The following is a 13,121-nucleotide window of genomic DNA, read 5'->3' as shown; positions in this document are numbered from 1 at the left end:
GCAAAGAAAGTAAGTGCCGCCCCGCACAGGGGCAACACTAATAGACCAATAAGATAAAGATAAGAAATGAAAAAACCCCACCGCCGTAGGCAAACCAAAAACCCAAAAACCAAACCCCAGCCCCCGGCAAGGCAGAAACCCACCACCGTGCTACGATAAAAAAACCAATGACCCTTTGGAAAAAGGAAGGAGCCACACCATGGAGGACATCACCTACACCAAAGGCCTCTACACAGCCACCGCGTCGACAAAAGAAACCAAACCCGACACCTGGCAAGGCGTAGTCATTCTCTCCCGCGACGAAGGCGACGCAACCGCCGATCAGGAAACCACCGTCTACGAAGTCGAAGCAACCTCATCGACACCCGAAGAAGCGCTCGAGGAAGCCAAAGCCCTCGCCCACCGCATCCTCGGCGAAATCGAACTTTAGGCAATCCGGCGCCGCGCGCCATCGATCCAACCAGCCGGAGGCAATCATGGCTGAACAGCTCTTCCTCTACGGCGTGTACTCGATTCACGTACGCCCCATCGAATTGAACGGCGCGCGCTGGGACGCGGAGTACGAAATCCGTCATCGGGAAAAAGCCGTCAAACCGTGGACCACCATCGGCGGTGATGCCGGCTACGCAGACGAAGCCGAAGCGATCGCCGCAGCCCACCGGCAAGCCGTCGACGACATCGAACACGGCGCCGGCATTCCCAAACCGCGCGCTTTTCCGTAAGTCACCGCAGCTTCGCCACACACGCCGAAAACCGGCGCCACGAGGTACGACGGCGCGCGAGGCAGCGTGCTAACCTTTGCGCGTTTTCATCTCCGCGAGCCCGCGATGGCAACCGAACCGTCAGACCGCCTCTCTGGCATCGACAACGCCGAGGCCGGCGCGCCGCGACGTCGCGCGCGCGGCAGCCGCGAATTGCGTCTCGACGACCGCGTGATCATCACGCACGGCCTGCCCACGCCTCTCTGGCAAGACTTCTATCACCGCGCGCTGGTGGTGCGCTGGCCGACGTTTTTCGTGTCGCTCGCAGTGCTGTTCCTGCTGCTCAACACCCTCTTCGCCACGCTCTACCTGCTCGGCGACGCACCCATCGCCAATCAGTTTCCCAAAGGCTTCGGCGGCGCATTCTTCTTCAGCGTCGAGACGCTCGCGACCGTCGGCTATGGCGACATGCATCCGCAAACCCTCTACGCGCATTGGATCGCGACGCTGGAGATCTTCGTCGGCATGTCGAGCATCGCGTTGGCCACGGGGCTCATCTTCGCGCGCTTCTCGCGGCCGCACGCGAAGATCATGTTCGCCCGCCACGCTGTCGTCCGGCCGCTCGATGGTCGCATGACGCTGATGGTGCGCGCGGCCAACGCGCGTCAGAACGTGATCGCCGAAGCGCGCGCGAAATTGCGCATCATGCGCCAGGAAACCACGGTCGAAGGCTTCTCGCTGCGCAAGCTGTACGACCTCACGCTCGTGCGCGAACAGCATCCGGTATTCAAGCTCGGCTGGATCCTGATGCACGTGATCGACGAAAGCAGCCCGCTGTTCGGCGAAACCGCCGAGACGCTCAAACACGTCGACACGATGCTGCTGCTCACGCTGGAAGGCGTCGACGAATCGACCTCGCAAACCATGCAGGCACGCTACACGTGGGGCTGCGACAAGATCCACTGGCAGTATCGTTTCGCCGACATCATGCGTGAGGTGGATGGCGTGAGCTACATCGACTATTCGCATTTCGACGAGATCGTGCCGCTCGATGGCGCCCATGCCACACCTTCCACACCTTCCGCGTCGGTCACGCCCGTGCAAAAACCGTCGGCATCGTAAGTCGCTCCGCCGGCCGGTTCCGAAGGGCGCCGGGCTTCGGGAGACGTGAGCACCTTCACGTCGATCGACACACGTGAACGCCCCAGGGCATACCCGAAGGCGCCCGCCGCCTGGCAGATCCACCTCAAAACTTCATTAAAACGCGCGGCCCGTCGCGCGGTTTCGGAGTTCGCGTCCGTAACTAGAAAAAATTCACTCTAATCGGCGCTAAAAAATAGAGTCTCTTTCGCCGCGTCACCTTCGTGGTCCCCACCCACGGCGCGCGAATGCAAAATTCTGGAGACTCACCCATGACCGCTCGCCTGCCCATCGACGGCACGCCCGCTCTCGCCGACTACAAGCTGTCCGACAACCTCACCGCGACGCGCGGCCGGATCTTCCTGACCGGCACGCAGGCGCTGGTGCGGCTCGCACTGATGCAGCGCGCCCTCGACAAATCGCACGGAATGAACACGGCCGGTTTTATCAGCGGCTATCGCGGCTCGCCGCTGGGCATGGTCGACCAGCAATTGTGGAAAGCAAAAAAACTGCTCAGCGCGAGTGAAATCCGCTTCTTGCCCGCGATCAACGAAGAACTCGGCGGCACCGCAGTGCTCGGCACGCAACGGGTCGAATCGGATCCGGAGCGCACCGTCGAAGGCGTGTTCGCGATGTGGTACGGCAAGGGTCCCGGCGTCGACCGCGCAGGCGACGCGCTGAAGCACGGCAACGCGTACGGTTCTTCGCCGCACGGCGGCGTGCTGGTGGTGGCGGGTGACGATCATGGTTGCGTGTCGTCGTCGATGCCGCATCAGAGCGACTTTGCGCTGATGGCGTGGCATATGCCGGTGGTGAATCCGTCGAATATCGCGGACATGCTCGAATTCGGCCTGTACGGCTGGGCTCTGTCGCGCTTCTCGGGGGCATGGGTCGGCTACAAGGCGATCTCGGAGACGGTGGAGTCCGGCACCACGGTCGACCTCGACGCGCTGCAAACCGAATGGGCTGCTCCGCAAGACTTTCAGGCACCGGCCGGCGGCCTGCACAACCGCTGGCCCGATCTGCCGAGCCTGACGATCGAAGCGCGGATGCACGCGAAGCTCGACGCGGTGCGCCACTTCGCGCGCACCAATAGCATCGACAAATGGATCGCGCCGAGTCCGCACGCGAACGTGGGCATCGTGACCTGCGGCAAAGCGCATCTGGATCTGATGGAAAGCTTGCGCCGGCTCGATCTGACGGTGGCCGATCTCGAAGCGGCAGGCGTGCGGATCTACAAGGTCGGGCTGTCGTTTCCGCTGGAAATGACGCGCATCGACGCATTCGTGTCGGGTTTGTCCGAAGTGCTGGTGATCGAAGAGAAAGGCCCGGTCATCGAGCAGCAGATCAAGGACTATCTCTACAACCGCACGCAAGGCACGCGGCCGGTCGTGATCGGCAAGAACGCCGAAGACGGCACGCTGCTGTTGTCGTCGCTCGGCGAATTGCGGCCGTCACGGATCCTGCCGGTGTTCGCGAACTGGCTCGCGAAACACAAGCCCGCGCTCGATCGCCGCGAACGGGTGGTCGATCTGGTCGCGCCGCAAATGCTGTCGAACGCCGCGGATAGCGTGAAGCGCACGCCGTACTTCTGCTCGGGCTGCCCGCACAACACGTCGACCAAAGTACCCGACGGTTCGATCGCGCATGCGGGGATCGGCTGCCACTTCATGGCGTCGTGGATGGAGCGCGACACCACCGGCCTGATCCAGATGGGCGGCGAAGGCGTCGACTGGGCGTCGCATTCGATGTTCACGAAAACGCGACATGTGTTCCAGAATCTCGGCGACGGCACCTACTTTCACTCGGGCATTCTCGCGATCCGTCAGGCGGTCGCCGCGAAAGCCACGATCACCTACAAGATTCTCTATAACGACGCGGTCGCGATGACCGGCGGCCAGCCGGTCGACGGCAGCATCTCCGTGCCGCAGATCGCGCGCCAGGTGGAAGCGGAAGGCGTGTCGCGCTTTGTCGTGGTCAGCGACGAGCCGGAAAAATACGACGGCCATCACGACCTGTTCCCGAAGGGCACCACGTTCCACCATCGCAGCGAAATGGATACCGTGCAGCGCGAGCTGCGCGATACCGACGGCGTCACCGTGCTGATCTACGACCAGACCTGCGCGGCCGAGAAACGGCGTCGCCGGAAAAAAGGCGAGTTTCCCGATCCGGACAAGCGCCTCTTCATCAACGAAGAAGTCTGCGAAGGCTGCGGCGATTGCGGCGTGCAGTCGAATTGCTTGTCTGTGGAACCGGTCGAAACCGCGCTAGGACGCAAGCGCCGCATCGATCAATCGTCGTGCAATAAAGACTATTCGTGCGTGAACGGCTTCTGCCCGAGCTTCGTCACGGTGGAAGGCGGCAAGCTCAAGAAAGCCGCCGGCGCCGCATTCGATCCGGCGGCGCTCGCCGCGCGCGTCGAAGCGTTGCCGATTCCGTCGACGCACCTCGACGCCGCGCCGTTCGACATCCTGGTGACAGGCGTCGGCGGCACCGGCGTCGTGACGGTCGGCGCGTTGATCAGCATGGCCGCGCATCTGGAAGGCAAGAGCGCGTCGGTGCTCGACTTCATGGGCTTCGCGCAAAAGGGCGGCTCGGTGCTGTCGTTCGTGCGCTTCGCGGCGCGCGACGAGTGGCTCAATCAGGTGCGCATCGACACGCAGCAAGCCGACGTGCTGCTCGCCTGCGACATGGTGGTGGGCGCGAGCGCCGATGCGCTGCAAACGGTGCGTCATGGCCGCACGCGGATCGTCGTCAACACGCACGCGATTCCGAACGCGACCTTCGTGACGAATCCGGATGCGACGCTGCATGCGGATGCGCTGCTCGACAAGATGCGTCACGCCGCGGGTGCTGAGCGCATGTCGACCTGCGATGCGCAGGCGCTCGCCACACGCTTTCTCGGCGACACGATCGGCGCGAACATTCTGATGCTCGGCTACGCGTGGCAGCAGGGCCTCGTGCCGGTTTCGTTCGAAGCGATGATGCGCGCGATCGAACTGAACAACGTCGCCGTGCAGATGAATCAGTTGGCATTTTCGATCGGCCGTGTCGCGGCCGTCGACCCGGCCGCGCTCGAATCGCTGTGGCAAGCGCGCCATCTGGCGAAGCAGGCGGTGCGCGTCGATACGCTCGACGAACTGATCGCACATCGCGAGGGCCGTCTGCACACTTATGGCGGCGCCGCTTACGTGAAGCGTTATCGCGCGTTGGTGGATGCGGCGCGCCGTGCGGAACGCACCGTCGATGCACCCAGCGAACGCGTGACGCGCGCGGTGGCGACGACGTTCTATCGGCTGCTCGCGGTCAAGGACGAATACGAAGTCGCGCGCCTGCATACGGACAGCGCATTCCGCGAAGCACTCGAAGCGCAGTTCGAAGGCGTGGCGGGCAAGGACTTCGGGATCAAGTTCAACCTCGCGCCGCCGACGCTCACCCGCGCACATGCCGGCGTGAATCCGACCAAGAAGACCTTCGGTCAATGGATGTGGCCGGTACTCGGCGTGATGGCGAAATTCAGCGGCTTGCGCGGCACGGTGTTCGATCCGTTTGGCCGCACACTCGAACGCAGGATGGAACGCCATCTCGCCGACGACTACGAAATCACGCTGCAACGCGCGCTCGGCAAACTGGAGGCGAGCAATCTGGAAGACGTCGCGAAGCTCGCTGACCTGCATGCTCGCGTACGCGGCTACGGTCATGTGAAGCTGGCGAACCTGGCCGGCGTGAAACGCGGCGAACGCGATCTCGCGGCACGCTTGCAGATCGACGCGGCGACCAGCGAGTCGGTGAAGAAATCGCTGGAGGAAATGAAGGGCGCCGGGCAGCTGCGCGGAATTCCGGTGGTGGTGGCGAAGTAAGCGGGCGCGCGTTTGCTATGGTTGCGGGATACCCTCACTCGACCTGATAAAACCAGGTGTACGGGGGTGTCCCGATGCGTCATTTAAACCTCATACGACCGGACCTTTGCGAACTTCACCTCAAAAATCCTTCAGCGTAATTTTTCCAATAGTACGGCGTGTATCCAGAAGTTGATGAGACAACCGCAGATTGGGCGCGTTGATTGGGGCGAGGGTCTGCGTCGCAATGGGTGCAATCAGTCCCTTGTCAATGAGCATTGACATTTCATTCAGGATATCCGCTTGCACGCTGACATCGTCGGTATTGAACATTGAACGTGTAAACATGAATTCCCATGTAAAAGTCACGCTCTTTCGCATAAGCAGGTTCAAATCGATCGGTCTTTCGAAAGGGACAACGGAGCACAAATGGCCGTGCGGCTCGATGAGTTGCGCGAGGTTCGGAAAATGGACATCTGGCTCTCCCAGAAGCAACACAGCGTCTACTTTCGGCGATCCTATGTCAGCCAGTCCGTGTTGCAAGTCAGTGGCATGATCGATCACCGCATCGGCGCCCAATTTCAGGCACCAGGCCCGCGATTCAGCGCGTGAAGCGGTGGCAATGACGACGAGATCCGGAACCAGTTTGGCCAACTGGATCGCCATCGATCCGACGCCTCCTGCGGCGCCGACAATAAGCAGGCTGTGCAGACGGTTTTTGCCCGACCTCTTGAACCCCATGCGTTCGAAAAGCGCCTCCCACGCCGTCAACGCCACCAACGGTATCGCAGCGGCATCTTCGACGGGAAGCGTTTGAGGCCGCCGCCCTACGAGGCGCGCGTCGACCGCATGAAATTGGCAATTACCCCCGGCTCGATTCAGATCTCCGGCATAGTAGACGGCATCGCCAACCGAAAAATTGCCGGCCACGCCCGGTCCTATTTCAACGACCGTACCCGCTACATCCCAGCCCAGAATCGCATGTTGTCCATCGTCCACTTTGCGACGCCGCGCCCTGCAATCCGCAGGATTGACTGAAATGGCCTCGACCCGAACAAGCAAATCACCTACGCCGGGTCGAGGATAGGGAATGTCCAGATCTACCAGACTTTCCGGATGATCGGCCGGCAATGCCTTGTAAAGTCCGATTGCTTTCATATCTTTTTGACTTCCATCGAATGACAAACTCAGCGCCACAGTTTCTTTAGAAAGCCGGCCAACGAAGCCGGCTAATCTGCTTGCCCTGGCTTGGCCTATACAGGCTGGGTGTCTCCATGAGAAAACGGCAAATGCCGGGTTCGGTCATAGAGCTCGGCGATCGAGCGGATTGAGTTCCCCTGCTTGATCTCAAACTCGGTCACGATAAAGCCAAGGCGTTTATTCAACATGACGGCCAGTTCGACGAGAAGTAGCGAGTCGATATCAAGTGAATCAAATCCGGTATCCACACCGATTTGATTGACATCGACATATTCGCCCAATACCTCTTTCGCGATGTTCGAAATCTCGCTCAACATGGTTTCTTCCTGTGATTTTATGGAGCTTCTATCGTGCCGAGCGCAGGCCACGTCATGGCCAGCGCCCCCCAGGTTGCCCCCGCCCCAAAAGAAGTAAGAACAAGCTTATCTCCCGGTTTGAATTGCCGACTTTTGGCTGCGAGCAGAAGCGGAATTGAAGCGCCAGCCGTATTGCCAACTTCGTCCAGATGAACGCAGGCTTTTTCTGGTGGGATATCGAGCGACTTACACACAAGGTTTAATATTCGCCTGTTAGCCTGATGGGCGATTAGCCAGTCAAGGTCGTCGAGTTCCCATCCAGCCGTTGAAATAATGTCGCTGACAGAAGCCGACATCGACGCGGTCGCGGCGGCAAAGACCTCCCTACCCTGCATGCCAAGAAAATAATCCGATCGTGGCCGATTGACGGTTTCGTGTGGGGAGAGGGGATACCTGCTCCCACCACCTTTTACCTTGATCAAACTTTCTAGTTCGCCATCCGAATGAATGGCGTGGGCAAGTATCTGGCCGCCTGTACCGACTGGAACTTTGCTAATAACAACCGAACCCGCACCGTCGCCAAAGAGGCACGCCGTGTTCCTGTCATTCGGGTCGATCAGTGTGCTGAATTTTTCCGCGGCAATGACAAGTACCGAATCGAAATGTCCGGAATTGACATAGGCGACCGCAACCGAAGTCGCGTAGAGAAATCCGGAACACACGGCACTTACGTCGAATGCAGGAATCTTCCCCAAGCCCATTCGCGCAGCAACATAGGGAGCCGTGGCCGGACAACGGAAGTCCGGCGTGGTTGTCGCAAGTACTAGCGCCTGGACTTCAGGATTGGCGGCTGAACGAAGCGCTCGTGATCCGGCCTCTACCGCGAGATCGCTCGTACTTTGCGACTCATCGGCGATGCGTCGCTCCAGAATACCGGTACGGGATGTAATCCAGTCGTGATCCGTATCGAGTCGCGACGCCAGCATCTGATTGGTGACAACGCCTTCCGGCAAGTAACCGCCCACGCCCGTGATGCCTGCGGAAAATGCTACCCCGCTGCAAGGATTCGTTAGTGTTGTGAAGTCTGTCATGCCACCCTCCAATCCATCCAGCTTTGTCGTCATGAAAGCCTGTGTGCCACGCTACAAACAATGTTGGTATTGCTCAAATACGTGACAACATCTGCGCACCGCCAGTCGGCGTCGTCCATCGTCAGTTTTTTAACGTTGTTCAGTTGCGTGTAAATCGGCTGTGGCGAATTCAGCGACGGGATCGGCGAAGGACTCTGATTGCCATCTTCCGCATCCATAGCGTGTTGCTCTCCGCGCGGGCTATCTTGTCGTGCCCGTAAAGCAATGCTTGTCCAACCTGAAGGGCAGCGGCAAAACAGCTTGATAACGACCAATAGCAAGACTCGTCGCAGCGCGTTGGCGACACCATCCCCGACGCGTTCAGCTCATCCAGATTGAGCATCAGCTCGCCGATAACGATTGGGTGCCTTTTACTTCTAGTCAGTAACTCATCATAGGATGATGCTTTCGAAAGCGTGAGACCTATTTTCATGTTGGCGATGCCGAGCGTTACTACCATCGATCCATCCAATTGATTAGCCAGGCGTCCGTGCAGAGCCAACGCATGAAGGTTCTCCTCCACTGGGTCGCGGCCTGCGACAACCGTCATTCCCGTAATCGAACAAGTTCGAAGACCCTCGATCGGAACAGTGCAGTCGGACAGCGCTTTCAGAGCTTGAATGGATAGCTCGACTGCATCAATGCTACTCAAATGAGGCTTCTGTTTGCTATCGCCTTTGACAGACCATGTTTGCGGGAGCCGCACCCCCGCTTGACAGGAAAATTGAATTTCGGCGTCCTGTTGGACTCCTGTGAAGTCGGAAAACGCGTACGCGGTGTTTAGAAACCCGCTTCCAAAATAGCGGGATTGCGATGAACCTAAAATCTCGTCAATGCTCTGGAAGTAGCTCAGCGACATACTCACCCGGCAAGAATGGAGGAATTACATGATCAAATGGCTATATTGCTTCTGGGCCAGGGAAATAGCTTCGGCGATTGGCACGACAGGTCGCAAGTCCAACAGGGAAGCTATTCTGTGTGCACGCTCTTCAAGCGTACCGCCAACAATGTGATAGGGAATGGCGAGTTCAGCAAAGGTTTCCTTCAACAAAAGGTCCGAGGCCGATCTGAATAGTTCATTTACGGGTCTGTGCCCATCCTTGGCGAGTGGAAGTTCGTTGGGTAAATGAATGAACAAGTCGAACGAACGCTTTACGTGACGCTTGAACGCTTTTCCAAGCTCGACCATGATCTGCTCGAAATAAACAAGTTCAGCGTTTTTTTCCACACTCTCGCCCGGCTTCAGGCTAACCGATTGATTCGGGTTGATCCCGTATTTGACCCGCACACTGCCGTAAATCCATTCCTGCAAAGAGCACCCATCCGAGACGAAGCCGGACGACAAAACAGACTCGTGAAGAACGCGTTCTGTGTGACGTACAACAATCATCTGAATTAGCTCGGGCGACGTGCATTGATGCAAGTCTTTTCCGGGCGCGGCTTCCGGCAGAATCTCCCTCATCGTGCGAGCTTCCGTCCTCGGCATACCGAAGTAATGACTCAACATCAAAGAGGTTAGTGTCTTGCCAGAAGAATAGGTACCGGTGATCCCGATGCGCATGCTGTAGGGTCCGTAGTAATAGTGATCAGAGCGTGGAGCTTCGTGAATAATCGATCAACACGATTGCCCACCTCCGCCCGTTCGAGTTGAACGCGGGCGGGGACGCATATCATTCAATCTTGGGAAGTGCGGCGCTAGTGAACCTGCGACTAAAGTCGTTCAGCGATCTCAATCGCCTTCTGTTCGACCGCCGATCGGGTTGCAGCCAGATCGGGATTGACAACAGTCGGCGCGAAATGAATCTGCTCGACGTGTTCGACGCCGATGAACTTGAGCCAGTCGCCGACATAAGGTGTCGAAAAATCCGAACCAAAACTGGCAGGAATACCCTGACGATAGACGCCACTCGCATGAATGACACAGGCCTTCTTGCTTTTAAGCAGGCCGCTGTAGCCTTTCTCCATGTCGAAGCCGAAAGCCCAGCCTGGCTGCGTCACAACGTCAATGAACTGTTTCAGGATGTATGGCAGACCGTTATTCCACAGCGGAACGTTGATTACGTAGGCGTCGGCGGAAGCAAATCTATCGAACACCTGCCGCATGCGCCCCCATGCACGTTCCTGTTCAGCCGTTGCCTGGGCGCCAGTAAAGAGCGCCATCTTGGCGCCGACTGCCGTTTGATCAAACGCAGGAAGTTCGTCTGTGAACAAATCATAACGATCCACCTCTAGCGAACGCCTTTTCTTGAGTTGATGAATCAGAAAATCGGCGATTTGCAAAGACTGACTGTCGACGTTACGGGGCGAAGAATTGATGTGCAGAATTTTCATATTTTTATCGATTGAGTGACGGTTAAACAGACTACTGCGGCGCGAGATACCCGAGACATCGCTTAACCCGGGAAAAATCCAAGCGATTTCCAAGCGTGTTGACTTAACTGAACGAACACCGGATTACGGCGTTGATCGTTAAATTAAAGATGCCTAAATAAAGTGCCGAGTAAGCATTGAAGCGCCGATTGCCATATCAAAAACCTATCTGGGTAGATGATTGACAAAAATTGAAATGGCGCGGTTGCGGAGAATCGTTTCGATCAGTTCATCGGGGATCGAACCAGCATTGTTGCTGGCTATGCCGCACCGAGCAGCGCCCGAACCTTCGCGACCTTATCCGCATCGACAGGCGCAAGGCCGTTACCGCCAACACGCACGCCCGAACCGAAATGCACCGCCCGAACCTGCGTCACGCCGACAAAACCCGCGACCGCATCGACCGTCAATCCCGCGCCCGCCAGCACCGTGCAATGCGAACCGGACGCTTGCCGCACCAAGTCACGCACAACGCTCTGCGCCTGCAACACCGACGGCTTCCCGCCCGAAGTCAGCACATTCGTCACCGCTGCAAAACCGAGCAATACATCGAGCGCTTTGTGCAGATCGTGCGTTTCATCGAACGCGCGATGGAAAGTGATCGCCAAGCCATCGGCGGCATCGATCGCGCGCGCGAGCCCTTCGCGGTCGATCTCGCCGTCTGGGTTCAGCATGCCGATCACTACGCCGTGCGCGCCCACGGCCTTGACCGCCCGCACGTCGCGCAGCATGACCGCGTAATCGTCGGCATCGTAGACGAACGAGCGGCTGTGCGGCCGCACGATCACGTTGACCGGAATCGACACGGCGTCGACCACTGCGTCGATCAGACCGACGCTCGGCGTGAGCCCGCCCTCACCCATCGCAGTGACGAGTTCGAGACGGTTCGCGCCGGCCTGCGCGGCGATGCGCGCGTCGGCCACAGTCGTGGCGATCACTTCGAGAAGTACGGACATGAGGGCGCAAGGATGTCGTCAAAAACGACATGATCGCAGAAGCGCCGCATTGCGGGCTTCCGCGCCCCGACAACAATCAGAAACGCCTAAGCATCGCCCGATTCTTCGACCCAATCGATATCGCCGCACAGCACGCAGGTCTGCTCGCCGACATGCGTCGCGACCGAAAGCGTCACGCACGGCAATGCCTCGTTGATCGACAGATACGGACGCGTCACGTGCACGCGCTCCGGCGCATTGATCGCCGCGCGGAAATACGGTCGACGCAACCAGTTCGCCCCTTGCGCGTCGGCGAGCGGCAGAAAGCGCGTTTCGTGCGCCGCGCGATCGGCGCGCAACACGAAGTTGCGGCCCGCCTGTTTGCCCTTCGCGTCGAGCAGAAAACAACGCGCGGCGTGGTCGAGCGCGAGAAAATTCCAGCACACTTCCTCGAGCGGTTCGCCGGCGGCCAGTCGTTCCGCCGCGCGCTCGAACGCGCGCAGATACGGCGCGAGGCGAGCCGTGTTGCGACGCTCGCGCGCTTCGGCGTGGTCGCGATAACGGTCGGTGAGTTCGCCGATGCAGGCGCTCGCCTGCACCGCATCGGCCGCGCCCGGATTCGGCCGGCCGAAGAAAAAGCCCTGCACGAAGTCGGCGTCGCAGGCGAGCGCCATCTGCGCCTCGTGTTCCGTCTCGACGCCTTCGATCAGCACCAGCTTGCCGGCCTCGTGCAGCAGCGTCACGAGGCCCGGCAGAATCGTCGCCATATCGGCGCGATGCGCGGCATGCGACAGCATGATGCGGTCGAGCTTCACGATATCGGGATTCAATTGCCAGATCCGTTCGACGTTCGAATGACCTGCACCGAAGTCGTCGAGTGCGATCAGGAAGCCGCGCTCGCGGAACTGGCGCACCGCTTCGGCAAGACGTTCGAGATCTTCCGCGCGATGCTCGAGCACTTCGAGCACGATGCGCCGCGGCGAGATATCGAGGCGCCGCAGCGTCGCCAGCAACGCGGCCGACAGATAGGGATCGGTGAGCGCGCCGGGATGAATGTTGAGGAACAGCCATTCGCGCTCGGCACCGAGCACCTTGAAGTTCTCCAGATGCAAGGTCTGCGCGAGCCGGTCGACTTGCAGCACATCGCCGATACGGGCGGCTTCGCCGAACACGTCGAGCGGCGACACGGGCCGGTCGAGCGCATCATGCGCGCGCAACAGCCCTTCGTAGCCGACCGCGCGCATATGCGACAGGCTGAAAATCGGCTGAAACACGCTGGTCAGCGTGAGTTCGCCATGCTGCACCGAAAAACGTTCGAGCCCCGACGTCACCTCGACATCGAAGCCATGCGGCGCGCCGGCCGTTCTTTCCTGTTGCGCAATCGTCATGCAATCCTCTCACGCGAGAGCCGGGCCGGTCCGAACGCGGAAGCGAACAACCTCGGCGCCGTTTCTCAAAATGTGCGTCATCGGTATTGCTTAAGCAAGCTCCATGCGCACGCTGGCACACA

The 13,121-nt window shown here is 59.3% G+C and carries 12 protein-coding genes; 4 read left to right on the top strand and 8 right to left on the bottom strand.

Annotated elements, in window-relative coordinates; genetic code table 11:
* The first annotated feature begins 199 nt into the window (after positions 1-199).
* From PQQ51_RS32310 to PQQ51_RS32295, 4 genes are all read left to right on the top strand, one after another.
* Positions 200-430 carry a hypothetical protein gene (locus PQQ51_RS32310; RefSeq protein ID WP_408501262.1) on the top strand — a complete coding sequence of 77 codons (231 nt, stop codon included), beginning with the start codon at positions 200-202 and terminating at the stop codon, positions 428-430.
* A 46-nt stretch (positions 431-476) separates the two neighbouring features.
* The gene (locus tag PQQ51_RS32305; protein WP_408501261.1) at positions 477-722 is read left to right on the top strand and encodes a hypothetical protein; all 246 of its coding nucleotides are present in this window, start codon (positions 477-479) and stop codon (positions 720-722) included.
* A 105-nt stretch (positions 723-827) separates the two neighbouring features.
* The gene (locus PQQ51_RS32300) at positions 828-1,823 is read left to right on the top strand and encodes an ion channel (protein WP_408501260.1); all 996 of its coding nucleotides are present in this window, start codon (positions 828-830) and stop codon (positions 1,821-1,823) included.
* A gap of 290 nt (positions 1,824-2,113) precedes the next feature.
* Positions 2,114-5,701 (top strand): indolepyruvate ferredoxin oxidoreductase family protein, encoded by a 3,588-nt coding sequence (locus PQQ51_RS32295; RefSeq protein ID WP_408501259.1) that lies wholly within the window; start codon positions 2,114-2,116, stop codon positions 5,699-5,701.
* A gap of 120 nt (positions 5,702-5,821) precedes the next feature.
* On the opposite strand, the gene PQQ51_RS32290 is transcribed toward PQQ51_RS32295, so the two are convergent.
* The 8 genes from PQQ51_RS32290 to PQQ51_RS32255 all read right to left on the bottom strand — a co-directional run bounded on the left by PQQ51_RS32290 (position 5,822) and on the right by PQQ51_RS32255 (position 12,999).
* Entirely contained in the window at positions 5,822-6,838 is a 1,017-nt protein-coding gene (locus PQQ51_RS32290; protein ID WP_408501258.1) for a zinc-binding alcohol dehydrogenase family protein, read from the bottom strand.
* 95 nt (positions 6,839-6,933) lie between these two features.
* Positions 6,934-7,197, bottom strand: coding sequence for an acyl carrier protein (locus tag PQQ51_RS32285; RefSeq protein WP_408501257.1), 264 nt, complete (start codon positions 7,195-7,197; stop codon positions 6,934-6,936).
* A 17-nt stretch (positions 7,198-7,214) separates the two neighbouring features.
* Complete coding sequence (locus PQQ51_RS32280; RefSeq protein WP_408501256.1) at positions 7,215-8,267, bottom strand: beta-ketoacyl-ACP synthase III; 1,053 nt, start codon at positions 8,265-8,267, stop codon at positions 7,215-7,217.
* A 169-nt stretch (positions 8,268-8,436) separates the two neighbouring features.
* Positions 8,437-9,165, bottom strand: a complete 729-nt coding sequence (locus PQQ51_RS32275; RefSeq protein WP_408501255.1) for an AvrD family protein — start codon at positions 9,163-9,165, stop codon at positions 8,437-8,439.
* 24 nt (positions 9,166-9,189) lie between these two features.
* Positions 9,190-9,867, bottom strand: a complete 678-nt coding sequence (locus PQQ51_RS32270; protein ID WP_408501254.1) for an AAA family ATPase — start codon at positions 9,865-9,867, stop codon at positions 9,190-9,192.
* A 149-nt stretch (positions 9,868-10,016) separates the two neighbouring features.
* A complete protein-coding gene (locus PQQ51_RS32265) occupies positions 10,017-10,637 on the bottom strand; it encodes an FMN-dependent NADH-azoreductase (protein WP_408501253.1) in 621 nt (206 codons plus the stop codon).
* A 299-nt stretch (positions 10,638-10,936) separates the two neighbouring features.
* On the bottom strand, positions 10,937-11,632 hold the full coding sequence (locus tag PQQ51_RS32260) for a copper homeostasis protein CutC (protein ID WP_408501252.1): 696 nt from the start codon (positions 11,630-11,632) through the stop codon (positions 10,937-10,939).
* A gap of 86 nt (positions 11,633-11,718) precedes the next feature.
* Positions 11,719-12,999, bottom strand: a complete 1,281-nt coding sequence (locus PQQ51_RS32255; protein ID WP_408501251.1) for a sensor domain-containing phosphodiesterase — start codon at positions 12,997-12,999, stop codon at positions 11,719-11,721.
* Positions 13,000-13,121: the final 122 nt, after the last annotated feature.

This window comes from Paraburkholderia xenovorans (assembly GCF_046030735.1).
Classification (GTDB): domain Bacteria; phylum Pseudomonadota; class Gammaproteobacteria; order Burkholderiales; family Burkholderiaceae; genus Paraburkholderia; species Paraburkholderia xenovorans_A.
Note: the sequence above shows the minus strand (reverse complement) of the source record. Positions and strands in the feature narration are given on the sequence as shown.